Origin of the sequence: Collinsella sp. CLA-ER-H4 (genome assembly GCF_040092395.1) — a bacterium.
Lineage (GTDB): Bacteria > Actinomycetota > Coriobacteriia > Coriobacteriales > Coriobacteriaceae > Collinsella.
This window is the reverse complement of sequence record NZ_JBBNLQ010000015.1, coordinates 1-26,439: the sequence shown is the minus strand read 5'-3', so window position 1 is coordinate 26,439 and position 26,439 is coordinate 1. Positions and strand designations below refer to the sequence as shown.

General features: G+C 60.1%; 25 protein-coding genes and 5 tRNA genes. 29 read left to right on the top strand and 1 reads right to left on the bottom strand.

Going from position 1 to position 26,439, the window contains the following annotated elements; translation table 11 throughout:
• Positions 1-37: 37 nt before the first annotated feature.
• From AAAX34_RS08625 to AAAX34_RS08490, 28 genes are all read left to right on the top strand, one after another.
• Complete coding sequence (locus tag AAAX34_RS08625; protein ID WP_349110899.1) at positions 38-1,333, top strand: AAA family ATPase; 1,296 nt, start codon at positions 38-40, stop codon at positions 1,331-1,333.
• Positions 1,326-2,003 carry an RloB family protein gene (locus AAAX34_RS08620; protein ID WP_349110898.1) on the top strand — a complete coding sequence of 226 codons (678 nt, stop codon included), beginning with the start codon at positions 1,326-1,328 and terminating at the stop codon, positions 2,001-2,003. The genes AAAX34_RS08625 and AAAX34_RS08620 overlap by 8 nt, the downstream gene beginning before the upstream one ends.
• 367 nt (positions 2,004-2,370) lie before the next feature.
• Positions 2,371-2,670 (top strand): nucleotidyltransferase domain-containing protein, encoded by a 300-nt coding sequence (locus tag AAAX34_RS08615; RefSeq protein WP_349110897.1) that lies wholly within the window; start codon positions 2,371-2,373, stop codon positions 2,668-2,670.
• A gap of 753 nt (positions 2,671-3,423) precedes the next feature.
• Complete coding sequence (locus AAAX34_RS08610) at positions 3,424-4,212, top strand: DUF3825 domain-containing protein (RefSeq protein WP_349110896.1); 789 nt, start codon at positions 3,424-3,426, stop codon at positions 4,210-4,212.
• A 138-nt stretch (positions 4,213-4,350) separates the two neighbouring features.
• Positions 4,351-4,425, top strand: a tRNA-Val gene (locus AAAX34_RS08605).
• A gap of 379 nt (positions 4,426-4,804) precedes the next feature.
• Positions 4,805-5,962: a hypothetical protein gene (locus tag AAAX34_RS08600; RefSeq protein WP_349110895.1), complete on the top strand. Its 1,158-nt coding sequence runs from the start codon at positions 4,805-4,807 to the stop codon at positions 5,960-5,962.
• 473 nt (positions 5,963-6,435) lie between these two features.
• Positions 6,436-6,508 (top strand) — tRNA-Ala (locus AAAX34_RS08595).
• A 197-nt stretch (positions 6,509-6,705) separates the two neighbouring features.
• Positions 6,706-6,781: transfer RNA gene (locus AAAX34_RS08590), tRNA-Ile, on the top strand.
• Positions 6,782-7,334: 553 nt separating this feature from the next.
• Positions 7,335-7,407, top strand: a tRNA-Ala gene (locus AAAX34_RS08585).
• Positions 7,408-7,482: 75 nt separating this feature from the next.
• Positions 7,483-9,510, top strand: coding sequence for an ABC-F family ATP-binding cassette domain-containing protein (locus AAAX34_RS08580; RefSeq protein ID WP_349110894.1), 2,028 nt, complete (start codon positions 7,483-7,485; stop codon positions 9,508-9,510).
• Positions 9,497-9,793 carry a hypothetical protein gene (locus AAAX34_RS08575; RefSeq protein ID WP_271760416.1) on the top strand — a complete coding sequence of 99 codons (297 nt, stop codon included), beginning with the start codon at positions 9,497-9,499 and terminating at the stop codon, positions 9,791-9,793. Before AAAX34_RS08580 ends, AAAX34_RS08575 begins: the two co-directional genes overlap by 14 nt.
• Before the next feature lie 9 nt (positions 9,794-9,802).
• On the top strand, positions 9,803-10,486 hold the full coding sequence (locus AAAX34_RS08570; RefSeq protein ID WP_349110893.1) for a site-2 protease family protein: 684 nt from the start codon (positions 9,803-9,805) through the stop codon (positions 10,484-10,486).
• An 84-nt stretch (positions 10,487-10,570) separates the two neighbouring features.
• A complete protein-coding gene (locus tag AAAX34_RS08565) occupies positions 10,571-11,383 on the top strand; it encodes a segregation/condensation protein A (RefSeq protein WP_349110892.1) in 813 nt (270 codons plus the stop codon).
• A gap of 11 nt (positions 11,384-11,394) precedes the next feature.
• Positions 11,395-12,123 carry an SMC-Scp complex subunit ScpB gene (gene scpB / locus AAAX34_RS08560; RefSeq protein WP_349110891.1) on the top strand — a complete coding sequence of 243 codons (729 nt, stop codon included), beginning with the start codon at positions 11,395-11,397 and terminating at the stop codon, positions 12,121-12,123.
• 22 nt (positions 12,124-12,145) lie between these two features.
• Positions 12,146-13,078 (top strand): pseudouridine synthase, encoded by a 933-nt coding sequence (locus AAAX34_RS08555; protein WP_349110890.1) that lies wholly within the window; start codon positions 12,146-12,148, stop codon positions 13,076-13,078.
• 66 nt (positions 13,079-13,144) lie between these two features.
• Positions 13,145-13,831 (top strand): (d)CMP kinase, encoded by a 687-nt coding sequence (gene cmk / locus AAAX34_RS08550; protein WP_117769690.1) that lies wholly within the window; start codon positions 13,145-13,147, stop codon positions 13,829-13,831.
• 3 nt (positions 13,832-13,834) lie between these two features.
• Positions 13,835-14,563, top strand: a complete 729-nt coding sequence (locus AAAX34_RS08545; protein WP_349110888.1) for a lysophospholipid acyltransferase family protein — start codon at positions 13,835-13,837, stop codon at positions 14,561-14,563.
• Between the two features lie 2 nt (positions 14,564-14,565).
• The gene (locus AAAX34_RS08540) at positions 14,566-15,465 is read left to right on the top strand and encodes a 4-hydroxy-3-methylbut-2-enyl diphosphate reductase (RefSeq protein WP_349110887.1); all 900 of its coding nucleotides are present in this window, start codon (positions 14,566-14,568) and stop codon (positions 15,463-15,465) included.
• Between the two features lie 2 nt (positions 15,466-15,467).
• Complete coding sequence (locus AAAX34_RS08535) at positions 15,468-16,910, top strand: DUF512 domain-containing protein (RefSeq protein ID WP_349110885.1); 1,443 nt, start codon at positions 15,468-15,470, stop codon at positions 16,908-16,910.
• 10 nt (positions 16,911-16,920) lie between these two features.
• Entirely contained in the window at positions 16,921-18,255 is a 1,335-nt protein-coding gene (gene der, locus AAAX34_RS08530) for a ribosome biogenesis GTPase Der (RefSeq protein WP_195521512.1), read from the top strand.
• Positions 18,248-18,931 carry a glycerol-3-phosphate 1-O-acyltransferase PlsY gene (gene plsY, locus AAAX34_RS08525; protein ID WP_195521518.1) on the top strand — a complete coding sequence of 228 codons (684 nt, stop codon included), beginning with the start codon at positions 18,248-18,250 and terminating at the stop codon, positions 18,929-18,931. The genes der and plsY overlap by 8 nt, the downstream gene beginning before the upstream one ends.
• A gap of 9 nt (positions 18,932-18,940) precedes the next feature.
• Entirely contained in the window at positions 18,941-19,948 is a 1,008-nt protein-coding gene (locus tag AAAX34_RS08520) for an NAD(P)H-dependent glycerol-3-phosphate dehydrogenase (RefSeq protein WP_195521519.1), read from the top strand.
• 18 nt (positions 19,949-19,966) lie between these two features.
• On the top strand, positions 19,967-20,638 hold the full coding sequence (gene rpe / locus AAAX34_RS08515; protein ID WP_195521520.1) for a ribulose-phosphate 3-epimerase: 672 nt from the start codon (positions 19,967-19,969) through the stop codon (positions 20,636-20,638).
• A gap of 6 nt (positions 20,639-20,644) precedes the next feature.
• Positions 20,645-21,823: a cysteine desulfurase family protein gene (locus AAAX34_RS08510; RefSeq protein ID WP_195521521.1), complete on the top strand. Its 1,179-nt coding sequence runs from the start codon at positions 20,645-20,647 to the stop codon at positions 21,821-21,823.
• Complete coding sequence (locus AAAX34_RS08505; RefSeq protein WP_349110882.1) at positions 21,820-22,629, top strand: Nif3-like dinuclear metal center hexameric protein; 810 nt, start codon at positions 21,820-21,822, stop codon at positions 22,627-22,629. Before AAAX34_RS08510 ends, AAAX34_RS08505 begins: the two co-directional genes overlap by 4 nt.
• Positions 22,626-23,345 (top strand): hypothetical protein, encoded by a 720-nt coding sequence (locus tag AAAX34_RS08500; protein WP_195521525.1) that lies wholly within the window; start codon positions 22,626-22,628, stop codon positions 23,343-23,345. Before AAAX34_RS08505 ends, AAAX34_RS08500 begins: the two co-directional genes overlap by 4 nt.
• Positions 23,346-23,347: 2 nt before the next feature.
• Positions 23,348-24,562, top strand: coding sequence for a bifunctional phosphopantothenoylcysteine decarboxylase/phosphopantothenate--cysteine ligase CoaBC (gene coaBC, locus AAAX34_RS08495; RefSeq protein ID WP_271734674.1), 1,215 nt, complete (start codon positions 23,348-23,350; stop codon positions 24,560-24,562).
• An 80-nt stretch (positions 24,563-24,642) separates the two neighbouring features.
• Positions 24,643-24,719 (top strand) — tRNA-Pro (locus tag AAAX34_RS08490).
• A gap of 508 nt (positions 24,720-25,227) precedes the next feature.
• On the opposite strand, the gene AAAX34_RS08485 is transcribed toward AAAX34_RS08490, so the two are convergent.
• Positions 25,228-25,749 carry a DUF6273 domain-containing protein gene (locus AAAX34_RS08485; RefSeq protein WP_349110880.1) on the bottom strand — a complete coding sequence of 174 codons (522 nt, stop codon included), beginning with the start codon at positions 25,747-25,749 and terminating at the stop codon, positions 25,228-25,230.
• Between the two features lie 405 nt (positions 25,750-26,154).
• On the opposite strand from AAAX34_RS08485, the gene AAAX34_RS08480 reads away from it, so the two are divergent.
• Positions 26,155-26,439 (top strand): hypothetical protein (locus tag AAAX34_RS08480; RefSeq protein ID WP_349110878.1); only part of this gene is annotated, 285 nt, incomplete at its 3' end.

Sequence of the window (26,439 nt, the reverse complement as noted above, 5' to 3'; positions counted from 1 at the left end):
TCTGTGAAAATCGACTTTTGCGAGAAGGATTCTAAAGATGATCCTCAATTTTTCATTTAAGAACTTTCAGAGCTTTCGAGATACTCAGCAGTTCTCGTTTGAACCGATTTCGAGCAAAAAGAAATTTGGGCCCGTGCGAGTAGCCGCGATTTACGGCGCAAACGCGTCAGGCAAATCAAATTTTTTAGACGCTCTGGACTTTGTCTCGTATTTCATTCGCAACGGTTACGCAACAGGTGATTCAAAATCTCATATACCTGTCATTCCTTTTTTACTTGACTCAGAGTCTCGATCAAGTGATACCGAGTTCTCGATTGAATTTACCGCCAGCAATTTGAAGTATGAGTTTTCATTTGGTGTAAACAAAAATGAGGTTACTTATGAGAACCTCACCGTATACCGATCGAAACAGCCGTCCCTCCTCTATGACCGCACTTCGGTAAACGGGAAACAGTCGATTAAATTTGGCAGCTCCTTTACGGGCGCTAAAAAACAGCTTTGGGATATCACGCGTAAAAACTCTTTGTTCTTATCTGTTGTTGCGGCGGCAGGCAATAATGTGGTTCAGCCGGCATTCGCCGCTCTCGCCAACGATGTCTATCTCTACGATGCAACGCATTATCTAGCAGAACTTGCAACCATTAAAAAACTGTTTATCAACGATGACCCTCGAGCCCAAATGTTATCTCAGCTCATTAAATATGCCGACATCGGAATTGACGGCATGGACGTTCGTCAAGCTGAAGGCGTCCCTGGTTTAATAGATTCACTCATCGGACCCGATGATATTCCAAAAGAGGCGCGCAATAAAAAAGCAGATAACTTTAAATGGTCGTTCGCTTATGACCTGTTCTTCCACCACAAAGGCTCGGGAGATGGCTTTTGGCTGGACTCCGCCCATGAATCGGAGGGCACAAAAGCTGCGCTGGCGTTTTTCTCGGTAGCCTTACGCTCTTTAAGCAGTGGGGCCACAACGGTAATTGACGAGCTTGATTCGAGCCTTCATCCCACGCTGTTGCGCGACTTTGTCTCACTGTTTGCCGATCCCAGCACTAATCCAAGGGGCGCGCAGCTAATCTTCTCGACCCATGATGTCACCTTAATGACGCGAACCAGCCCTATGGAAGAGGTGCTTGAACGTGACCAGGTCTGGTTTGTGGAAAAGGACTCTGAAGGTGCTTCGCAATTGATTGCTGCTATGGAATATTCCCCTCGCGCAAATGAGAATCTGGGGCGCAATTATATGAACGGAGTCTACGTACCGCTGCCCAACCCAAGTTTTCATCAACTTGTAGCCCAACTCATGAAGGAAGGCGCTGACATAGATGGCTAAAACAGAAAGGAGGGGGCTTGCTCGCGGCCGCAAAAAGCAGACAAGAGCCAAGCGAAAGCGCCACCTAATTGTGTCCAATGGAAAGGTGACCGAAACCGAATATTTTAACTTTCTTATTACTGAAATGGACGTTCGCGGAAGCGTGCCGTATCGGCATATTGACGGAGACCCTTTGAAGGTGGCCAAGCAGCTTTCGCGAGAGCTCGATTCGGATAAAAAGGCCGTTAAAGCAGGCGAAATCGAAGCATTGAGTTCCGCATGGATCGTAGTCGATTCAGATGAATTCAGAAACCTAGCCGCAGCAGAACGAGAAGCAAAGACAAAAGGGGTTAGGCTCGCGATCTCCAATCCATGCTTTGAAGTATGGCTTATCGATCACGTGTCGCCATGCCCGGAAACTTTTGCATCGACGCCACAATGTGAGAAAAGAGCGCGCGACCTTGGTATTCTAAAATCTACTGACCCCAACAGGTCCTCCGCGTCAAAGTTCAAGTCGGTAAATCTCGAAATGATTGACGGCAACAAGGGCCAGGCTTTGGCCAATGCCGCAAAGCACAATACGGATGATAAACGTCGTGCAAGAGAAATGAATCCGGACAACGTTGCCGCCTATCAAGTATGGACAGACTTGCCTGATCTTGTAGATGACGTATTTGGGTCGGGTAACTAGTGTGATTCAACCCGCGTTAGGGGCAGTCTTTTAACTCAAAAAGTTGTAAACGAGGTAGCAATGCTTTGGAGCTATGTTCAGCTAGATGACGGCACTCAGTTTGCTTACTCAGAGACAAGAGATGACGGGACCGTTCGCGTAGCCGTCGAGCGTCCGGTTGACCTTGGCTCTGACCATGCGGAATGCTTCTTGCCTGCGGTCAAATGGTTCATTGTCGAAGGTTTTTCTACTAACGATCTGGATTTTTTGACCGAGTTCGTCAGATCAAACGCTCCGTTTATCTTCGAGCTTGCAGAACGGCAAAAAGCCGGATCGGCGGTATCCGCGCTGGCCCCCTGGCGCTCTACTGTTGAACGGAAAATATCCCATGATTTCGCCTTCCGACATATCTACCGTCGCCTCCCGCGTGCTGGCTCAATACGACGTCAGCGAAGCCTATTTATTTGGCTCGTTTGCCCGAGGCGAGCAAACGCCCGATAGCGATATTGACTTGCGCCTTGTATGCGGCAACACTATGACGTTCGGCACGCTTTACGAACTCTCCCATGAGCTCGAGAGGGAACTTGGGCGAAAGGTTGATATCGTCACCAACCCACCAGAGCACATGCGCCCGGCATTCCGCAAAAGCATCGAGCAGGAAGAGATACGCCTTTATGTCTCAACATAAACGAAACGATGAGCTTACGGATACAACCCTACAGCCCTGTCCTCCCAAAGAACCTAACGCCGAAAGCCTAGAGGCCATCCGCGAAGGGGATGCGTTCTTTGCCAGTGGAGAACCAGGTCGTTTCGACAACTCCGCCGACCTTATCAATGCAGCTCTAAATGCCCCTGAAATGTGAGAAAACTCAATCACTAAAGAGACGGCCGTCTTGGAGGTGCCAGATCGGCGAGGTACGTACCTCGCCATTTTTGTCCTTCGACGGATAGCGGTACTATCCAGCCTTCTGGCATAGCCCGAGAGCCGACGAGCGCGACCGTGTGACTTCTGGGTTTGCCTTGCAGCTTTTCCCATTCATTTGTATGCTTGACTTTGATTTTGGTCGTAAGGCGCGACCAACGGAATCAAAAGAAAGCCTGCCGAGAAGACCTTGGTCGCAGAGCACGACCAACGCAATCAAAACAATGCTCGCGGAGAAGGCGCTTTCAATCGCATTGATTGGAGGCGCCTCTAATACCAAGAGATATCTACTCTGCCGGAGAGCCAGGAGCAAAGGTGGCGGTCGAACGCGCCTGATAACGGGTATCGCTCTAACGAAACCAGTACTACGCTTGGATCCAGGACCTCGTTTCCGGAAGCCGCACGACCAGTGGACTCGCCGAAGAGTTGCGCCGCGGTTGCATTGTGGGCGCGGGCGACCCGTCACCCGTATAGAATCAAACCATCCGCACGCCAGTTATTGAATGGATTGGACACCACATGGAAATCCCCGGCACCCTGTGCAGCAATGTGTACGACTTCGCGTTTTGCCCCGAGCCCTGCTACGACCGCTTGGCCGACCTCGCCGACCCCGAGGACTGGGGTCCCGGCAACCGCATCCTCAAAAACTACCTGTCGTTTTCGTTTAGCCGCGCAGTATTTTTGACCGAGCGCGACGTGGACCAGACCGCGCCGTCCAACCTGCCGCTGGTGTTCGACGACGACCGATGCCTGTTTAACACCGGCCTGTACACGCGCCGCTACGAGACCATCTACGGCCTGTTTGAGCCCAACACCAAGCCCGACGCGCGCCAGCGCTGGTTTTTGAAGGGCTTCTTTAAGGAGAGCGACCCCATGCTGGTCTCATTTGAGTACCTGCCGTGCCGCGTGCGCTTTGCCGAGGACCCCTCCGAGCTGGTCTTTGACTACCGCCTTCCCATCCGCTCCAACATCGACCACATTCTGGGCGACGAGGAAAACCTTACGCGCATTCTCGCCAGCCTGATGGGGGAGGGCAACTCGCTGCTGCTGCGCCGTGCCTTTGAGGGAGCCGTCGTCGAGGCCGCCCGCCGCGCCGCAGCCAACTATACGCTCGCGGTGCCGCAGTTCTACGGCGGCCGGATCCAGCTACTCCTACCGCTGTGCCTGACCGGCGACAAGCCCGAGCTGGCGCTGACCATCCAACGCGAGGACGGTTTCTACGCCGCGCGCACCTGCCTCACGCTCGACATGGCCTACAACAACGCGCGACTTATCTGCCGACCCGAAACCTCGTGGATCAAGCGATAAAGGGTGGTTTAGCTGGGGGTTTGTCGGCTGTCCTGATTGCTGTGGCGCGGTTTGCGCCCGCGAATTTAAAATCGGAAGCAAAAAGTTCTTGGTAAACCACGCACGGCTATGTTAGTATCTCTTTTGCCGAAAGGCGACGGGCGATTGGCTCAGGGGTAGAGCATATCCTTCACACGGATGGGGTCACAAGTTCGAATCTTGTATCGCCCACCATCAAAAGCGTAGGTCAGAGGTGTTAAACCTCTGGCCTTTTTCTATTTGACACCAAGGCCGACACCAAAATCGACTCGAAGTCGTATAAGGCGTCATTTTTTTATCGCGCCCTTTTTTGACGCCATCGCATGTTTTGTATAAAACACATCCGCATTTTCATTGAACTCCCCATGTGATTCGAGCGCAAATGTGGAGACAGGGACCGCATGCCCAGAGCGCCTTCCAGCGGATTTCTATCACACGACGGTTTTCGGCAGAACTCGTCAAGCTTTTGGTCAGCGTTTGGTCAGCTTCCGGTACTTACCCGCATGATGCCCCGGTAGATAATCGTCCACGACCACAACCGCATGGTCTACGGCCGATACCAGGGGAGGCACAAATGGACGATATCATCTGCGCAAACACTGCATTCCGCTATTGGCGCTGCCCACCGCAGGTGCGCGACCTCTACCCGCGCCTACCCAACTCCGAAGAAGGCTGGCGAGCTCTATCCCAAGCCCCATTCGTAACCGACGTCCTCAAGACCCCGATTATCGCTGTTGCTTCGCCAGGTTGTTGTAATCACCACTCGGGATTGCGCTCTACTATTCGCTGGGAAGGGGCTTCGGATACCGGCACAACAACCGACACTCATTTAGGCTTTAGCGTCACCAATCCGCTTAACACGCTATTTACTATGACACGCTTTGTGTCCCAAATAGATCTCGTACTGGCTATGTACGAACTTTGCGGCTGGTTTTCTGTTTTCGAGCCGACCCCCGCTGTCGAAATGCAGTTAAAAATCGCGTTAAAGGAGAATCGCAATTCCAGCACGCAGGATCTGTTCGAACTTGGAGAAGGCGAAGACGAGATTCCTTGGAAACGAGTTTATGCCCGCACAACCGTAAAGGTCCCAGCAAATGAAGGCCAAACGAACAATCGCGAGGATGGAAGAGAGGTTACGAAACTCAAAGGTACTTCGCTTTGGATGAGAAAGCCACTCATCGAACTGAGCGACTTGCATCGATTCGCCGAAAAGGTCAAAAGTCAAATGTGGGGAAAGCAGTTTTATGATGCCGCTCAGCAGGTTATCGGCATTGCTGCATCTCCACTCGAGGTCGCGGGGGTCCTGCTTCTAAGTCGTTCTCGACGTCTAGGTGGTTCAGGATTCAGATACGTATACCTCAACGATTTAACCCCTCTATCCGAGGAAGCCCAAAGCATCGCAGGTCAAAAGGTTTGCTACGGTGACATCGTGATTGTAAACCCAATCCTAATGAAGACAGCAATTATCGAAATCCAAGGTGAGGTCATCCATGGGTCAGGCGCGGTACTTGACCAAGATGCGGAGCGCATGACTGCGCTCCAGAGCATGGGTTTCGATGTGTTCCTGGTAACCCACGATATGCTTAACGACAAAAAACAGCTAGACGCCATAGTCAAAAGCGTCTGCAGTCGTTTGGGGATTCGATATAAAGCCAAATCCGAGGCAATGAAGCGCGCCGAGACGCGACTGCGAGCAAATGTTCTGTGCAACTGGTTGGAACTCGGAAATTAGCCGGCGACAAGGCGCTAGAACGACCTAGTTTTCCTGCTAGTGAATTAGTATCATTTCAAAACTATGCCGGATTACGGGGCTGGACCCGGACCGGCCGTCCATACCCTGCATTTCGCTGAATGCGCAAGCCGTCTACCTGCGGTTTTGATTTTACCGATTACGGCATGCTCGGGGGTTCCCGGCCTGGCCCCGTAAACCGGCATGGTTTTGAAATCGCCGGGTGGGCGGGAGCGCGATCGGCCCCGATAATGGGCCCGGCGCAGGCGGGATGGCCGCTGGGATGATGACGGCCCACGCCGTGGAGGCGAAAAACGGCTGGCCGCGGAACTCGAGGTCTCCCGAGGGCACCGCGGGGCTTCGCGGCCCGTTCCCGCGCCTGCGACCGAGGCCGGGCTGCGCCCCCCCTAGCCGAAAGTTTTTCCAAAATTGTCCTTGCATCGTGGTCCGAGTTCCCGTATAGTACTTTTTCGCACGGGGGCGTAGCTCAGCTGGGAGAGCGCTTGACTGGCAGTCAAGAGGTCAGGGGTTCGATCCCCCTCGTCTCCACCCGAGCATTGAATGAGGCTCCAACGCAAGTTGGGGCCTTTTTTCATATAGGCACACAAGGTCAAAGGCGGCACCATGATCCTCCTGGTCGACAAGATCGTGCGTTGAACGGGCGCCGCGTGCATGGTAGTATTTCACGACGTGGTTCATGATAGGGACCTGTTCCATTGGTCTCTATCGCACGCGCCATTTTATAAGGGCTCTTGGCGCAACGGTTAGCGCAGGGGACTCATAATCCCTGGGTTCTGGGTTCGAATCCCGGAGGGCCCACCAGAGAATCGAGGGGCCGGGCAAATAGCCCGGCTTCTTTTTGCCATAGTTCCCACTCCATATGCCTGCCAAATTGCTTTGAAAAACGTTTGCAGTTCAAATCCACGTAAAAGATTATGCTGGTTGACAAGAACCATTTCAAAACTATGCCGGATTACGGGGCTGGACCCGGACCGGCCGTCCATACCCTGCATTTCGCTGAATGCGCAAGCCGTCTACCTGCGGTTTTGATTTTACCGATTACGGCATGCTCGGGGGTTCCCGGCCTGGCCCCGTAAACCGGCATGGTTTTGAAATCGCCGGGTGGGCGGGAGCGCGATCGGCCCCGATAATGGGCCCGGCGCAGGCGGGATGGCCGCTGGGATGATGACGGCCCACGCCGTGGAGGCGAAAAACGGCTGGCCGCGGAACTCGAGGTCTCCCGAGGGCACCGCGGGGCTTCGCGGCCCGTTCCCGCGCCTGCGACCGAGGCCGGGCTGCGCCCCCCCTAGCCGAAAGTTTTTCCAAAATTGTCCTTGCATCGTGGTCCGAGTTCCCGTATAGTACTTTTTCGCACGGGGGCGTAGCTCAGCTGGGAGAGCGCTTGACTGGCAGTCAAGAGGTCAGGGGTTCGATCCCCCTCGTCTCCACCCGAGCATTGAATGAGGCTCCAACGCAAGTTGGGGCCTTTTTTCATATAGGCACACAAGGTCAAAGGCGGCACCATGATCCTCCTGGTCGACAAGATCGAAAAAAGCTTCGGCGCACGCGTCCTCTTTAGCGGCGCGTCCTTCCAGATCAACCCCGGCGAGCGCTTCGCGCTCGTGGGCCCCAACGGCGCCGGCAAAACCACCATGCTCAAAATCATCATGGGCATCGACAGTCCCGACTCCGGCCAGGTCCAGTACGCAAAGGACTGCCAGGTGGGCTACCTAGAGCAGGAAACTAATCTGGAGCACAAGGACACCACCATCCTTGCCGAGGTCATGGCCGCCGCCAAGGAAATCCGCCGCATGGGCGAGCGCGCCAACGAGCTGCAGGCCCAGATCACCGAGCTCTCCGAGCAGGGCAAGGACGTCGACGCACTCCTCAACGAGTACGGCCAGGTCCAGGACCGCTTTGAACATCTGGGCGGCTACGAACTCGAGAGCAATGCCCGCAAGATCCTGTCCGGCCTTGGCTTTAAGGTCACCGACTTTGAGCGCCCGTGCTCCGAGTTCTCGGGCGGCTGGCAGATGCGCATCGCACTTGCTAAGCTCTTCCTGCGTCATCCCGACCTGCTGTTGCTGGACGAGCCGACCAACCACCTGGACCTCGAGAGCGTCCAGTGGCTGCGCGGCTTTATCGCAAACTACGACGGCGCCGTCCTCATCGTCAGCCACGACCGCGCCTTCATGGACGCCTGCGTCGACCACGTCGCCGCTCTCGAAAACCGTCGCGTAACCACCTACACCGGCAACTACAGCAGCTACCTTAAGCAGCGCGAGGACAACCTGGAGCAGATGCGCGCAAAGCGAGCCGCCCAGGAGCGCGACATCGCCCACATGCAGGCCTTCGTCGACAAGTTCCGCTACAAGCCCACCAAGGCTGCCCAGGCTCAGGAGCGCATCCGAAAGATCGAGCAGATCAAAAAAGAGCTCGTCATCCTGCCCGAGGGCCACAAGCATATCGACTTTAAGTTCCCCGACCCGCCGCGCTCGGGCGATATGGTCGTGGGCCTCGAGGGCGTCTCCAAGTCATACGGCGACAAGCACATCTACAGTGACATCGACCTCAAGCTCTACCGCGGCGAGTATGTGGCGCTCGTCGGCCCCAACGGCGCCGGCAAGTCCACCCTCATGAAGATCCTCGCCGGCCTGGAACCGCCCACCACCGGAACCCGGGACCTGGGAACCAACGTGGGCGTGGCCTATTACGCCCAGCACGCGCTCGAGGGCATGACCGAGTCCAATACCGTCCTGCAAGAGATCGACACCGTTACGCCCAAGTGGACCGTGCCGCAGCAGCGCAGCCTGCTGGGCGCCTTCCTGTTTAGCGACAACGATTCCATCGAGAAGCAGGTTCGCGTCCTCTCCGGTGGCGAAAAGGCGCGTCTGGCCCTGGCAAAGATGCTCGTGGCCCCCGAGGCACTCCTGTGCCTGGACGAGCCCACCAACCACCTAGACATCGACTCGGTGGACATGCTCGAGAATGCCCTGCAAAGCTTCCCCGGCACCATCGTGCTGATCAGCCACGACGAGCACCTGGTACGTGCCGTGGCCAATCGCGTAATCGACATCCGCGATGGTAACGTCACGGTCTACGACGGCGACTACGACTACTACCTCTACAAGCGCGAGGACCTCGCGGCCCGCGCCGCCGCCGAGGCGGCAGGGGAGAGTGCGCCGGCGGGGGGCAAGCCCGCCTGCGCCGCCCAGGCCAACACCCCCGTCGTAGCACCCAAGCCCGCCGAGGGCAAAAAGACCAAGGAGCAAAAGCGTGCCGAGGCTCAGGCCCGTGCCGCGCTCAACAAAAAGCTCAAGGGCGTGCGCAACCAGCTCAAGAAGATCGAGACGGAGCTCGATAAAAAGCGAGCCCGCTATGACGAGCTTATGGAACTGATGGCAAGCGAAGAGCTTTATGCCGATCAGGACAAGTTCAACGCCGCGCTGGGGGAATATAACGGCCTTAAGCAAGAGCTGCCCAAGCTCGAGGACGAATGGCTGGAGCTTTCCACCCAGATCGAAGAGGAGACCGCACGTGAACTCTCGTAAGGCCGCTGCCGTGGCGATGAGCATCATCGCCATCGCCTGTCGCATCTGCGGCATTTTTATGAGTGCGATGACCGTGCTGTTGTGCTTTAGCGGCCTCACCGCCAAGCTGCAGATCGTGGGCTTTGTCGTTGAGCTTTCGCGCGCGCTGCCGAACGCCATCGCCGGCTACGGCGTCATCACGTCGCCCTTTGGCGGTGTGTTCCGCCTGGATTATGCTATCGTCGCCGTCATTCTGTTTGTAATTGACTACCTGCTCACGCGCGCTTCGCGCCGCGTCCGCTAGGGGAGCGCCATGTCCAGCAGCTACATCATGAACCTGCTCGCCAGCGCCGTCGCCGTCATTGTGGGCATCGTCATCCACGAGAGCGCGCACGCCGCCGCGGCCTGGGCACTCGGCGATAAGACGGCCCGTTCGCGCGGTCGTGTCTCGCTCAACCCGCTCAACCATATCGACCCATTCGGTACCATTCTCCTGCCGCTGCTGATGCTCGCCGCCGGAGGCCCGGTGTTCGCCTTTGCCAAGCCGGTGCCTGTCTACCTCAACAACCTCAAGCACCCCAAGCGCGACGAGGTCCTGGTGAGCGTTGCCGGCCCCGCATCGAACATCGCGCTCGCCTGTCTTGCCGCGGTCCTCATGCGCCTAGCCTATGGCAGCCTCTACACCAGCATGTCCTTTGCCCTGGCGTCACAGATCATGAACTTCGGAGCCACCTTTATCGTGGTCAACCTGTCGCTCGCGTTCTTCAACCTCATCCCGATTCCGCCGCTTGATGGCTCGTCGATCATCGTGCTCTTCCTCAAGGGCAAGGCGCTCAACAACTATTACCGCCTGCAGCAATACGCTATGCCCATACTCATCCTGGTTCTATACCTGCTGCCTATGTGGACCGGCATCGATGTAATCGGCCGCTATTTCGACGTTACCGTGTATCCGCTTGCTGAGCAGCTGCTCAACTTCGCAATCGCCGGTATCTAAGGTAAACTAACAGGTCGACCGTGCAAAACGGTCGCAACATGCACCCAAACCGCGCCGCGAAGGCGCCGTCAAAGGAGGTCGAAGATGTCGTATCGCGTGTCGACGCAGGTCTACAGCGGACCGTTCGACCTGCTGCTGCAGCTGGTAACCCGCCAAAAAGTAGATATCGGCGCCATCTCCATCAGCGAGGTGGCCGAGCAGTACCTTGCCGAGGCCGAGCGCATCGAGGCGCTGGACCTGGACGTGGCGAGCGACTTTTTGCTGGTCGCGGCAACCCTTTTGGACATCAAGGCCGCCTCTCTGGTGCCGCAGGAGGCCCCGCGCAAAGTCGATGACGACGATGACGAGTTCGACGAAGACCTCGAGGAGCTCAGCACGCTCGACGGCGACGCCCTGCGCGAGGTCCTGATCCAGCGCCTGATTGCCTACAAGCAGTTTAAAGGCGCGGCTGCGGCCCTCGGTGCGCGCATGCAGGCCGAAAGCCGCATGCATCCGCGCGTGGCCGGCCCCGACCCCGAGTTCCTAGGCCTTATGCCCGACTACCTTGCCGGCATCACGCTGCGCGGTCTCGCCGTCATCTGTGCCGACTTGGACGGCAAGCGCCAGACCTTCCTGCTGGAGGCCGAGCATGTGGCGCCGCATCGCGTGCCGCTCGACCTGACCGTGGCCTCAGTCGACCGCTTTACCATGGCGCACCAAACCTGCACCTTCCGCGAGCTACTGGACGGCGATGCCACCACCGAGCAGCTCGTCGTCACCTTCCTGGCCATGCTGGAGCTCGCCAAGCGCGGCTCGCTCACGCTGAGCCAGGACGAGATCTTTGGAACCATCTGCATCAACCGAATCGAGGGCGCCGAGGCATACGTGCCCGGCGAGGGCCCCGAGCTCACCGAATAGGAGCCGCAACCATGTCAACCCTTTCCACGCTGGAGGCAAACAGCCTCAAAGGCGCCCTCGAGGCGCTGCTGCTGGTGTCGAGCGACCCGGTGAGTGCGCCCGCGCTGGCCGGCGCACTGGATATCGCCCCCGGCGAATGCGCATCGCTGCTCGCCGAGCTCAAGGTTGAGTACGAGGAGGCCAACCGCGGCTTTCAGCTGCGCGAGGTCGCCGGCGGCTGGCGCCTGTTTACGCACCCCGCCTACCACGACGTGGTCGAGGCCTATGTGTTGAGCTGGGACACGCAAAAGCTGTCGCAGGCGGCGCTCGAAACCCTGGCCGTCATCGCATACCACCAGCCCGTGACTCGCGAGGTGATCAAGGGCATCCGCGGCGTCAATTCTGACGGCGTCATCGCGTCGCTCGTGGACAAGGGCCTGGTGCGCGAGCTCGGCCGCGACCCCCAGCGCGGTCAGGCCATCATTTACGGCACGACCAACGCCTTCTTGGAAAAGTTCGGCCTGCGCTCCACCCGCGACCTGCCCGATCTGGAGCAGTTTGCCCCCGACGAGCAGTCGCGCCAGTTTATCCGCGAACGCCTGAGCGGCCGCAGTATTCAGTCCACGCTCGAGGAGCAGGCCGAGGACCTGGACGAAGAGCGTGAACTGCTCGATACCGATGTTGAAGATGTTGAGGCAGTCGAGGACTTGGAGACCCTGGTCGTCGACGAGACCTCGGAGGATTTGCATGACGAGGACTAACGAAGTAGGGGAGACGCGCGCCATGAGCAACGCAGTACCCGCAACCGACGCCCAGTCCGTCTACCCGCACACCATGCGCCTGCAGCGCTTTTTGGCGCGCGCGGGCGTGGCGAGCCGCCGCGGATCGGAAGACCTGATGACTGCCGGCCGCGTGACCGTCAACGGCCAGGTCGCGACCGAGCTGGGCACTAAGGTCGACGTCGACCGCGACCATATCGAGGTCGACGGCATGCCCGTCAAGCTCAACCAGGGCGCCGTGTACCTGATGCTCTACAAGCCGACCGGCTACCTCACCACCATGAGCGATCCGCAGGAACGCCCTTGCGTGGCCGATCTGGTCCCGCGCGACCGCTTTCCGGGGCTCTTTCCGGTGGGTCGTCTGGACTGCGACACCACGGGCCTTTTGCTCTTTACCACCGACGGCGACCTGTCGCAGGACCTGCTGCACCCCAGCAAGCACGTCTACAAGACCTACCAGGCGCTGGTGGACGGCCACCTGACCGACCGCGACTTGGAACCACTCCGTCGCGGTATCGAGCTCGATGACGGCCTGTGCCAGCCGGCGATCTGCCGCGTCATCAACGCGCGCGAGGCCGAGGCCGTTGCCCCGCAAGGCGTCAAGCCCGGCACCACCGCCGTTGAGGTCATCATCCGCGAGGGCCGCAAGAACCAGGTCAAGCGCATGCTGAGCAAGATCCACCACCCGGTGATCCGACTGCACCGCTGCAACTTTGCCGGCCTGGAACTCAAGGACGTGGCCAAGGGCTCGTGGCGCGAGCTCACCGACCGCGAGGTGCAGATTCTCAAGGCCGGCGGCATCCCGCCCAAGCAGGCCAGCTCCAAGCGGGACGACCCCAACGCGACAGCAGTCAACCCCGCGACCCGCACGCGTCACCACGGCAGCCACGGCTCCGCACCCAAGCGCAACACCTACCGCGAGCGCTACACGGGCTAGGCAACCCGCCGCGCCCTAACGCCCGCGAACCATACCAGCACGTCAATCATCGAAAGGAAGCATTGCATGATCGTCGCCATCGACGGCCCCGCCGGTTCCGGCAAGTCCACCATCGCCAAGGAGATCGCCCGCCAGCTGGGCTTTAACAAGCTCGACACGGGCGCCATGTATCGCGCCGTCACCTTCGCCGCGCTCGACCGTGGCATCGATTTGGACGACGAGGCGGCAATCGACGCCCTCGCCGAGCAAATCGAGATCCGCTTTACCAACGGCACCGGCGAGGACACGCGCCTGACCATTGACGGCCAGGACGCTTCGGCCGCCATCCGCACCCCGCAGGTCGACGCCAACGTGTCCAAGGTCTCGGCCTATCCGGGCGTGCGCGCCGCCATGCTCATCCACCAGCGCCGCGCCGCCGAGGACCGCGATATCGTCGCCGAGGGTCGCGACATCGGTACCGTCGTGTTCCCTAACGCGCAGGTCAAGGTCTTCCTGACCGCCGACCCGCGTGAGCGCGCCCGCCGCCGCGTGCTGCAGCGTCACCAAAACGACGCCCAGCCACTCACGTCCGAGCAGCTCGAAGCCGAGGTCGACGAGACCCTCGACGCCCTTAAGCAGCGCGACAAGCTCGACAGCAGCCGCGAGGTCGCCCCGCTCGTGCCCGCCGAGGACGCCGTGCACGTCGACTCCACCGCCCACACCATCGACGAGGTCGTCTCGATAATCGAGGACCTCATTAACCAAAGGAGGTAGCCCATGCGCCTGTTTAAGCAGACGCCCGAGGACTATTACAACGCCCCCTACGCCGAGTTCCCGGCGCTCATCCGCGGCACCGTCGTCGTAGTTATGGCCATCCTTTGGGCCTTCTCCAAGCTCATGTGGCGCTGGAAGGTAGAGGACGCCGATCTTCTGTTTGAGCGCCAGGAAGGCCGCGGCAGCGTGGTCATCTGCAACCACACCTCGATGGCCGAGCTCTTGGCCGTGGAGACGGCGCTGTTCTTTGGCGGCCGCCGCATTCGACCCATTTTTAAGTCCGAGTTCGCCAAGAGCAAGATTGTGCGCTGGGCCTTTAGCCGCGTTGGCGGCATCCCCGTCGAGCGCGGTACCGCCGACATGAAGTGCTTGCGTGCCGCTCAGCATGCGCTGCAGCGCGGCGAGGACGTCCTGATCTTCCCCGAGGGCACGCGCATCCGCTCGCGCGAGATCAAGCCCGAGGTCCACGGCGGCTTTGCGCTCATCGCCCAGATGGGCAAGGCGCCCGTCAACCCGCTCGCCATCTGTGGCTGGTCCGACATCACGCCCGCGGGCAAAAAGCTCATGCGTCCCAAGAAGTGCTGGATTCGTGCCGGCAAGGCCGTCTCACTTTCCGACGCACCGGCCGGGCTTAAACGCACGGAGCGCTTGGCCTGGTTTGAATCCGAGGCCATGAACCGCGTCTACGCTATGCGCGACGACCTGTGCGCCGAGCATCCGGGAAGGTTCTAACCATGAGCGAGGAAGTCATGAACACTGCCGAGCCTGCGCCCGGCAAGGCAGACGCTCCCACCATCGAAATCGCAGCCCACGCCGGCACTTGCTACGGCGTACAGCGTGCGCTCGATATGGCGCTGGTGGCCGCGCCGCAGGCAGGGGAGTGCACTCAGGTCCATACCTTGGGTCCGCTCATCCATAACCCCATCGTGGTACGCGAGCTCGCTGAGGCAGGCGTTGGCTTGGCCGAAACCCTGGACGACGCAGCAACCGGCACCGTGATCATCCGCGCCCACGGCGTGGTGCCGCAGGTCATCAATGCCGCTCGCGAGCGTGGCCTTAACGTCGTCGACGCCACCTGCCCCTACGTGAAGAAGGTCCACGTGGCCGCCGAGCGGCTGGTGCGCGAGGGCTATCGCGTACTCGTCGTGGGTGAGCCGGGCCATCCCGAGGTGGAGGGCATCCTTGGCCACGCCGGCGATGATGCGCAGGTCGTGAGCTGTGCCGCCGACGCCAACGCCTTGTCGTTCAAGGGCAAGGTGGGCCTGGTTGTGCAGACCACCCAGACCGCGCAGAACCTCGCCGAGGTCGTGGCTGCCATCACCCCGCGCGTGCAGGAGCTGCGCGTGATCAACACCATCTGCGCCGCCACGAGCGAGCGTCAACAGGCAGCAGCCACACTTGCCAAACGCTGCGACTGCATGGTCGTCGTAGGCGGCAAGAACTCGGGCAACACCCGCCGCCTGGCTCAAATTTGCGCAGACGCCTGCGAGCACACGCATCACATCGAGGAAGCTTCCGAGCTCCAGGACGCGTGGTTTACCGACGCTCACCACATCGGCATCACCGCCGGAGCCTCCACCCCGCAAGAACACATCGAGCGCGCCGTAACGCGCATCAAGGAGCTTTGCCGCTAATCATGGACCAGACCGTACCCGCATACGCCGCCGAGGTGGCCGATTACGGGCGCAGCCGCGACCCCGAGCCGGGTGAGGGCGCGCTCGTTAAGAATGTGCGTCCCGAATCGCCCGCATGGGATGTGGGCATCGAGCCGGGCATGCGCGTGCTCACGGTCAATGGCGAGCAGCTCACCGACATGATCGTGTGGCTCTGGGAGGCCGACGACGACACCGTCGAGTTGGAAGTTCTCGACCCGCGCGACAACACCATCACCTCCGTCGAGCTCGACCGCTTCCCGGGCGAGGACTGGGGCCTTGAGTTCGACGGCCCCATCTTCGACGGCATGCGCACCTGTGTGAACGCCTGCGTGTTCTGCTTTATGACCATGCTGCCCAAGGGCGGCCGCTCCACGCTCTATATTCGCGACGACGACTATCGTCTGAGCTTTTTACAGGGCAACTTCGTCACGCTCACGAATCTCTCCGACGAAGATGTTCAAAACGTCATCCAGCGCAACATGAGCCCCATGAACGTGTCGGTCCATGCCGTAAGCCCCGACGTCCGCCGTCGTATGATGGGCCGCAACGCCCAGCGGGGCATGGACGTACTCGAGGCCATCATGGCCGCCGGCATCGAGATTCACGCGCAGATCGTGTTGTGCCCCGGCATGAACGACGGCGAGGAGCTGGAAAAGACCCTGCGCTTTTGCGAGGAGCACGAGCAAATCACAAGCCTGGGCATTGTGCCGCTCGGTTTTACCAAGCATCAGAACCGTTTTAGCTGGTCCTACAGCGACAAGCCCGAGCTAGCGCGCGAGACCATTGCCATGATCCGCCCCTACCAGGATCGTGCCTACGAACGCTTTGGCCGCCACACCTTCCAGATGAGCGACGAGTTCTATCTGGACGCCGGCATCGATCCTCCCGAGGCAGACTTTTACGACGGGTACCCGCAGTACTACGACGGCATTGGCATGATCCGCTCATACCTAGACGAGACGGACGATGTGCTTGCCGCCGATGCCGAGCGACTGGCCCGCGTCCGCGAGGCCATCGCCACTCGCAGCCAGCACCTGCTGTGCCTCTCGGGCGCCAGCGCACGCGACACGGTGGCCCGCTTTGTGGAGTCGCCCCGAGGACTCGCCGGCACTGTCACGGCCATCAAGAATCGCTACTTTGGCGGCAACGTGGACGTAACCGGCCTCATCGTCGCGTGTGACATACTGGAGCAGCTGCCCCAAGATCTGTCGGGGGTTATGCTCTTTGTGCCTAAGCTCATGTTCAACGCTGACGGCATGACGCTTGACGAGTATCATCGTGACGATTTACTCGCAAGCCTTACCAGTCGCGGCGCCGAGGTTCATGTGGTGTCGACCATGCCGCATGAGCTGCTCGATACCCTGGAGCACATCCTTGGCATTGTGCCTGCCGACTCTAACACTTCCACTGACCCTACCCATTAAAGGAGAGCAGATGAAACCTATCGTCGCCGTCGTCGGACGCCCCAACGTGGGCAAGTCCACGCTCGTTAACCGCCTGGCCCAGACCTCGGACGCCATCGTCCACGAGTCTCGCGGCGTCACGCGCGACCGCTCGTATCACACGGCCGATTGGAACGGCCGCGAGTTCACCATTGTCGACACGGGCGGCATCGAGCCGCTCAAGAGCGATGACGTGTTTGCCACGTCCATCCGCGACCAGGCGCTCGCCGCCGCCGAGGAAGCCGCCGTCATCCTGTTTGTGGTCGACGGCCGCACCGGCGTCACCGAGGAGGACGAGTCGGTCGCCCGCATGCTCAAGCGCTGCGACAAGCCGGTCTTTCTGCTGGTGAACAAGCTCGACAACCCCGACCGCGAAAACGACAGCATCTGGGAGTTTTATTCGCTCGGCATCGGCGAGCCCACGCCGCTCTCGGCCCTGCATGGCCACGGCACGGGCGACCTGCTCGACGACATCGTGGCCCTGCTGCCCGAGGAGGAGGACGAGGTCGCCGACGAGTTCCCCGATGCGCTGAACGTAGCCATCATCGGTCGCCCCAACGCCGGTAAGTCCTCGCTGTTTAACCGCATCCTGGGCGCCGACCGCTCCATCGTGTCCAACATCGCCGGCACCACGCGCGATGCCATCGACACCGTCGTCGAGCGCGACGGCAAGCACTACCGCATGGTCGACACCGCGGGCATTCGCAAGAAGAGCACCGTGTACGAGAACATCGAGTACTACTCCATGGTCCGCGGCCTGCGCGCCATCGACCGCGCCGACGTGGCGCTGCTTGTCGTCGACGCCTCCGTGGGCGTCACCGAGCAGGACCAGAAGGTCATGGGCTTGGCCATCGAGCGCGGCTGTGCCATCGTGGTGCTGCTCAACAAGTGGGACCTGCTCGACGACGACCGCAAGCGCGAGGCCTGCATGGAGACCGTCGACCGCCGTCTGGGCGTCATGGCCCCCTGGGCCCAGTACCTGCGCATCTCGGCCCTGACCGGCCGCAGCGTCGAGAAGATCTGGGCGATGGTCGACGCTGCCGAAAAGACGCGCTCGCAAAAGATCACCACCTCGCGCCTCAACACGTTCCTCACCGACCTGCGCGAGTTTGGCCACACCGTGGTGGACGGCAAGCGTCGCCTACGCATGCACTACGTGACCCAGACGGGTGTCAACCCGCCGACGTTTACGTTCTTCGTCAACCACAGCGACCTGGTCAACGACACCTACCAGCGCTACGTTGAGAACCGTATGCGCTCGACCTTCGATTTTTCCGGTACGCCCATTCGACTCTTCTTTAGGAAGAAGGAGCAAAAGGATGCATAATCCGATTCTGCTGACCGCCATCTGCGCCGTGGTCTCGTTCTTTATCGGAGCGATTCCGTTTGGCCTGATCCTGGGCCGTGTGTTCAACCACACCGACATTCGCAAGGCGGGCTCCGGCAACATCGGCACCACCAACGCCCTGCGTGTGGCCGGCCCCAAGGTGGCCGCGCTCACGCTACTGCTCGACTGCCTTAAGGGCGCTATCTGCGTCCTTATCGCCCGTCCGCTCATCGCGGGCGTGGGCTATGGCTTCCCCGTGAGCATCATGGCGCCTGGAGCCCCCGGCGATTGGATGCTCGGCATCATCTGCCTGGCAGCGGTGTGGGGCCACATCTTCTCGCCCTACCTCAACTTCCATGGCGGCAAGGGTATCGCCGTGGGCCTGGGCGTCATCCTCGCCTGGTACTGGCCCATCGGACTTTCGCTGCTGGGCATGTTTATCGTGGCCGTCGCCATCACCAAGTTTGTGTCGGTGGGTTCGCTTGCCGCGGCCATCGGTCTTCCCATCGCCGTCTGCGCGGTCTTTCCGTACGGCAGCCTGGGTCTCAAATTTTGCATGGCGCTGATCGGCATCACCGTGGTGTGGGCCCATCGCGCGAACATCAAAAAGCTCATGACGGGTAAGGAGTCCAAGCTCTCGTTTACCAAGCGCGTCACCGAGCCCGACGATAAGTAGGAGAGAGTCATGAATGTTGCGCTGATTGGCTCCGGCTCCTGGGGAACCGCCGTCGCCGGCCTTGCCGCCGCTCGAGCCGAGCGCGTGACCATGTGGGCCCATAGCGAGCAGACGGCCGCCGGCATCAATGGCGGGCACCGCAATCCCCGGTATCTGGTGGACTACGAGCTGCCCGGCAGCGTCGTCGCCACCACGGACCTGGCGCAGGCGCTTGACGGCGCCGAGGCCATCATCTTTGCCGTGCCCTCCACGCACCTTCGCAGCGTGTGCCACCAGGCCGCGCCCTTTATCGCCGCCGATACCCCGGTGCTCTGCCTCACAAAGGGCATTGAGCCCGAGTCCGGCCTGCTCATGAGCGAGGTCATCGCCAGCGAGATCGGCAACGAGGCACGTGTCGCGGCTCTTTCTGGCCCCAACCATGCCGAGGAAATCTGCCGCGGAGGTCTTTCTGCCGCCGTCATCGCCAGCGAAGATACGCAGGTAGGGGAGACCTTTAAGGACTTGCTCCTGTCCACGGCCTTTCGCATCTATCTGTCGCAAGACATGACCGGTGTCGAGGTCTGCGGCGCCATGAAAAATGTCATCGCCATCGTGTGCGGCATCTCCGCCGGCACCGGTGCCGGCGACAACACGCTCGCCCTTATCATGACGCGCGGCCTGGCCGAGATTAGCCGTCTGGTGCATGCCCGCGGCGGTCAAGCTATGACCTGCATGGGACTTGCCGGCATGGGTGACCTCATTGCCACCTGCACCTCCGAGCATTCGCGCAACCGCACCTTTGGCTACGAGTTTGCCCACGGCGTTTCGCTCGACGAGTACCAGACGCGCACGCATATGGTTGTCGAGGGCGCCGTCGCCGCCCGCAGCGTGAGCGAACTCGCCCGTTCGCTGGGCGTAGACATTCCGCTCACCTTTGCCGTGGAGCAAACGCTCTACAACGGTGTTACTTTGGATAGGGCGCTCGAGATTCTCACCGACCGCGTCCCTTCTCAAGAGTTCTACGGACTCACCGACTAGCGCAGAAAGGCTACTACCATGGGTTCCATTAAAATCGCTCCGTCCATCCTTTCGGCCGATATGGCCAACCTCAAGGGCGAACTCGACAAGATCGCCGGTGCCGACCTTGTGCACTTCGACGTCATGGACGGCCACTTTACCGGCAACCTCACCTTTGGCGTTGACATCCTTAAGGCCGTCAAGCGCTCCACCGATGTGCCGGTCGACGCGCACCTGATGGTGTCGAACCCCGACGAGACGGTCGATTGGTACGCCGACGCCGGAGCCGACATGATCACCGTGCACTACGAGGCTTCCACGCACCTGCACCGCACGCTCACCCATCTGCAGCAGCGCGGCGTCAAGGCCGGCGTGGTGCTCAACCCCGCCACCCCCGTGTGCGTACTCGAGAGCATCATTGACGTCGTCGACATGGTGCTGCTCATGAGCGTGAACCCCGGCTTTGGCGGTCAGAGCTTTATCCCGGGCACCATTGCCAAACTGCACGAGCTCAAGGCCATGTGCGAGCGTCACGGCGTTTCGCCTCTCATCGAGGTCGATGGCGGTATCTCTTCCAAGAACATCGCCGAGGTCGTCAAGGCTGGCGCCAACGTGCTCGTCGCAGGTTCCGCCGTATTTAAGTCCGAAGATCCCGCTGCCGAGGTTGCGCTGCTGCAGAAGCTGGGCAACGAGGCCGCACAGGAGGCATAAAACCTTATGACCGCAGGTCAAAACCGCATACCCGTGAATCTTGACTATGCCGCCTCGACGCCCATGCGCGCCGAGGCGCGCCTTGCGCAGCGCGAGTACGACGACAGCGAGCTTGCCGGCGTCAACCCCAACTCGCTGCATTCGCTCGGCCGCAAGGCCGCTGCACGCCTGGAAGTGGCGCGTCGCGAGATTGCCCGCAGCTTTGGCGCGCGCGTTCGCCCGTCCGAGATTGTTTTGACCAACGGCGGCACCGAAGCCAACCAGCTGGCGCTGCTCGGTCTTGCCGAGGGCGCTCGTCAGCGCGATCGCAAGCGTAACCGCGTGATCGTATCTGCCATCGAGCACGATTCGATTCTGGACAACCTGCCGCTGCTGCGTGCTGCCGGCTTTACCGTCGACCTGGTGCAGCCCTGCCGTGCAGGTTATATTGAGCCTGCCGCGCTGAGCGACTTGCTCGGCGACGACGTGGCGCTCGTGAGCATCATGGTTGCCAACAACGAGACCGGCGTGGTGCAGCCCATCCGCGAGCTGGCCGCCGCTGCACATGCTGTCGGCGCCCTGTTCCACACCGATGCCATCCAGGGTTATCTGCATATTCCGCTCGATGCCGCCGAGCTGGGCGTCGACGCCATGTCCGTCGCCGCTCACAAGATTGGCGGTCCCGTGGCATCCGGCGCACTCTACCTTAAGAGCCGCACGCCGCTGCGTCCGCGCATCTTTGGTGGTGGACAGGAAGCCGGCCGTCGCGCCGGCACGCAGGATCTGCGCACGCAGCTGGCTTTTGCCGCTGCCGCTTCCGTGTTGCTGCCGAATGTGGGCCGGGAGCGTGCGACGCTGCAGACCCTGTCCGACAAGCTCTACGCCACGCTTACGGCCCATCCTCGCATTCACGCCACGATGGGCGACTACGTGCAGGCAGACCGTCTGCCGGGTATGGTTTCGATCTACGTTGACGGCATGGACTCCGAGGAGCTCATCATCAAGCTCGATGCCGCCGGTTTTGAGGTTTCGGCCGGATCGGCTTGCTCGAGCGGCAGCATGGACCCCAGCCACGTTTTGAGCGCGATGGGCATCGGTCGCGAACAGGCGCTGGGCGCACTGCGCATTTCCTTCGACGACCGCGTGAATCCGGGCGATCTGGACGACTTTGCCCAGACGCTGCTCTCGATCGTAGGCGCCGCATGATCGTCTCCGAGCTTGAACGTGCGCTGCTGGCGCGCTACCCTAAGGCGGACGCCGAGGGCTGGGACCACGTAGGCTTATCCGTGGGCGACCCTGCCGCCGAGATTACCAACGTGGCCTGCGCGCTCGACGCGACCGAAGCCAACGTGCACCGCGCTTTGGAGGCCGGCGCCAACGTTCTGCTGACGCATCATCCCATCTATATCAAGGCGCCCAAGGCCTTTTGTCCGCCCAGCGCGACGCGCCCCCAGTGCAGTGCGGCGCTCTACGAGGCTGCCCGCTGCGGGGTGAGTATTATCTCGCTCCACACCAATCTGGACCGCTCGCATGAGGCTCGCGTTTGCCTAAGTACGCTGTTGGACGCCGCACCCGCAAGCTCGCTGGAGCACGTGGACGACCCCGAAGCGACCGGCCTGGGCGCGCTTGCAACGCTCAACGACCCCTGCAGCCTGCGTGACCTTGCCGCGCGCGCCGCAGCGGCGTTCGGCAGCGACCCGCGCGTGTGGGGCGAGGCCGATCACCCGTGCCGCACCATCGCCATTCTGGGCGGCTCCCTCGGCGACTTTGGCGAGCTTGCCATCGCCGCCGGTGCGGATGTTGTCGTGACGGGCGAGGCGGGCTACCACGTGGCGCAGGACCTTGCCTTGCGCGGGCTGCCAGTGGTTTTGCTCGGCCATGACCGCTCCGAGGAGCCGTTCGTTGATATATTGATGAACTCTGCAGTTAATGCCGGGATCGACCCCCGTCATGCGATTAAAATACTGAACCCTTGCCAATGGTGGACTGTGACAAAAGGAGAGAACTTATGAGCGCCGGCGCTACGCTACTCAAGCTGCAACAGATCGATTTGGAGCTCGCCCGCAACAAGAGCGAACTTGCCAATATGCCGGAGCTCAAGGAGCTCGCTTCCAAGCGCAAGACCTACGTTAAGCTCAAGGCCGAGATGACTAAGCTCTACGCCCAGCGCAAGGACCTGGATATTGAGCTCGACGATCTCAACACCACCGAGATCCAGACCAATAACGCCATCGAGGCCGCCAAGAAGCGCCACGTTGACGGCTCTGACTACCGCGAGGTTCAGGACCTGGAGAACGAGCTCGCCACCCTGGCCAAGCGCCTGGACAAGATCGAGCACACCCGCAAGGACGTCGTCATCGCCCATAAGGAGGCGCTCGACCGCGAGGCTCGTGCGCAGGCCATCATCGCCAAGTTCGAGGAGGGCGTGAAGGCCGATACCAAGGCCGCCCGCGCCAAGGCCGCCGACCTCCAGGCACAGATTGATGCCGCCACCAAGGAGCGCACCGCGCTTGCCGCCACGCTGCCGACCGACGTCCTCACCGATTACGAGCGTCTTCTCAAGCAGTTCCGCGGCCTGGCAGTCGAGACCATCAAGGGCAACATCCCCACAGTCTGCCACACCGCGCTGCAGGCGTCGTCCATGAGCGACCTCAACCACGACGGTAGCGAGATCACGCACTGCCCGTACTGCCACCGCCTGCTCGTGCTCCCCAGCAAGGAAGCCTAACGATGACGGCGGTACCCAACAATTCAATGCAACTTGAGGGAAAAACGATCCTGCTGGGAATTACCGGCGGGATCGCCGCCTATAAGTCGTGCAATATCGTGCGCCTGCTGCAAAAGCGCGGCGCGCACGTCAAGGTTGTCATGAGCGAGCATGCCACCGAGTTTGTGGGCCCGCTCACCTTCCGTGCGCTCACCAACGAGCCGGTTGCCGTGGGCCTGTTCGACGACCCCTCCGACCCCATCCACCACATTTCGCTGGCGCAGGAGCCCGATCTGGCGGTCGTGGCGCCCGCGACGGCCAATATCATCGCCAAGATGGCAAACGGTATCGCCGATGACCTCATCTCTACTACGCTGCTTGCCACGCCGCGACCCATCGTGCTCGCCCCCGCCATGAACAACGGTATGTGGAAGGCGCCGGCAACGCAGGCCAATATTGCCGCGCTGCGCGAGCGCGGTGTCCATGTGGTGGGACCCGGCAGCGGTTACCTTGCCTGCGGCGACGTGGACACGGGACGCATGAGCGAGCCCGAGGACATCGTCGAGGCCGTCTGCGAGGTGCTCGACCCCGCGCCTCAGGACCTGGCAGGTAAGCGCGTCGTGATTACCGCCGGCCCCACGCATGAGCCGATCGACCCCGTGCGCTTCATTGGCAACCGTTCTTCGGGCAAGATGGGTATCGCCCTGGCGGGGGAGGCCGCACGTCGCGGTGCCGCCGTCACGCTCGTGCTGGGACCGACATCGCTCGACGTTCCCCGCGGTGTGGAGTGCGTGCGCGTACAGACCGCAGCAGAGATGCTACAGGCGGCTCTGAGCGCCTTTCAGACGGCCGATGTGGCCATTTGCGCGGCCGCCGTCGCCGACTACACGCCTGCCGCCCCTGCGGACCACAAACTCAAAAAGGCCAACGAGCGCCTGGATTGCATCGAACTGGTCGAGACGGTCGATATTTTGGCTGAGCTCTCGCGTCAGAAGGGGGAGCGGTGCGTGATCGGCTTTGCGGCCGAGACCGATAACGTCGTGGAGTACGCTCAGCGAAAGCTCGCCCACAAGGGTTGCGATGCCATTATCGCCAACGATGTCTCGCGCGCCGATTCGGGCTTTGGAACCGATACCAACAAGGCCTGGATTGTGAGCACAGCGGGCACGCAAGAACTCCCCGTGCTAACAAAACCCCAGCTCGCAGATACAATTTTGGACTTGCTTCAAAATATTTAAAAAAGTTCTTGCACAAGGGCAAAGTTTCGGGTTAATATACTCCCTGTTGCGAGCGAGAGCAGAGCAACAAACAAAAGCTTCGGGACGTGGCGCAGCTTGGTAGCGCACTTGACTGGGGGTCAAGGGGTCGCTGGTTCGAATCCAGTCGTCCCGACCAGAAGTTTGCAGGTCAGGCACCTAGTGCCTGACCTTTTTTGTTTTAAGCAATTGCTTAATTTTGATTAAGCAACAGGGTGCTAAAAATCTACCTACGCGATATTCGCCTTTTGCGGCTACTTGCGCGTTTTGCACGCGCTTGAGCCGATTTATTAACGCGATATGAATCTACATACGCGTAGCTGGTATACAGCCGAGTACGGGCTGTATTTATCGCGGCGATTTACACAGATATAGCGACTGTAACGGACAAGCGTGTCGCTGTATTTATTCCAGTAGTTCACTTGACCGGTGGACAAGTGAGCGATTGCAACGATATGCCAACCAGGATGGGCTCCATACGAGGACGCCGCAGGGGTAATGGCGGGGGAGTGCAGCAGGCGCTCTGAGAGCCGCTGTATGACCCCATTTCTCCTCAAACCGAATACCTGTGCCGCGAACCTAAACCGTTCGTACACTTGCCAAAAGATAGGCCCGCGCGGAGTCGCGCGGGCCTTGCACTAGAAAATCTAGAAGCACCAAGCGGGAAACACGTTGCCGGCACTGTTGGCACTACCGCTGCTCCAGCGACCGAAAGGGTCAACATAGATAAAGTCCGTTGAGTCACTCGGAGGCACGGAACGAGTGCTGAAATAGCACACAATCTCAGGTCCAGAATACCTCGACGTCGCATAGTACTCGTACTGGGCGGCGTCAGACTGGAGGTCTCCGTAAATCTCGGTCGTCGAGAGGATGAAGACCTTGTCATTCGTTGCCGTCGGAGTGCCGGCGCTACCGCCGCCCTCGTTGTCCGTCATCTTCGTGACGGCCTTCGCCTTGGACTGGAGCTCGGCCGGCAGGAGCGCCCAGAGGTCACCGGAGTTCAGGCGGGCGCGGAGCTTAGAGGACCTCCAACCGCCGACATTGGTCTTTGTGTCGTTCCAGATGTGTTTGTATAGGACATCGTTGGTCGTCTCAAACGTCAGCCCCGCCTTGCCGCTACCGTCGGCGAGGTCGTCATGGTTGATACCGATGACGCGGTATCTGGGCATCGTGGTGTTCGCACTGCGAATCTCTCATAGAGGATATGCAACAACTTGATAATTTCGCGGCCTTAAGGAAGAACCTTTTCACTGTTTCCGAGGACAGCACAATTGAAGAAGCCTCGGTCCATGAAGGAGACTTTCCCATATACATAGATTAAGATAAGGCTGTGTATGACCAATATGAACTTGAGCATATTTCGTCCGTATTCATACTGGATGATCAAGGAAACATCATCGGCCCATCCGAAGGAGAGGAAGAACCTCTTGCCTTATTAAAGAAATACGCCGAATACAACGGATATAAAGCGGAAGGAGGCGACATCGAGTAACTATCAAAGGCCAGATTAAGGAGCCAGCCATGAAGAAGTGCCTGCCCTCCATCTCTCAGCAGCTCTTTGCCTCTCCCTTGTCATGACACCATTTGTGCCCGTTGCGGCAGCCCATGCCGACGAGGGATCTCCCGCCGAGAGCAGCGAGATCTACGTCGGAGACAACTACGACGAAAATTACGATATATCCCCTTTTGAGCGCGGGCGCTGCACGGATTCATATTCCAAGGCGTGGTGCGATTCTCACGGATTTGCAAATAACCGCACCGTCCCTCACAAGGTCAAGCTGGACGCGAAGGAGGAGGCTTGCCTGCGCGATCCCTACCTTGCTGGCACCGCAGAAGTTATCGCCGGTCTCGTGACAACC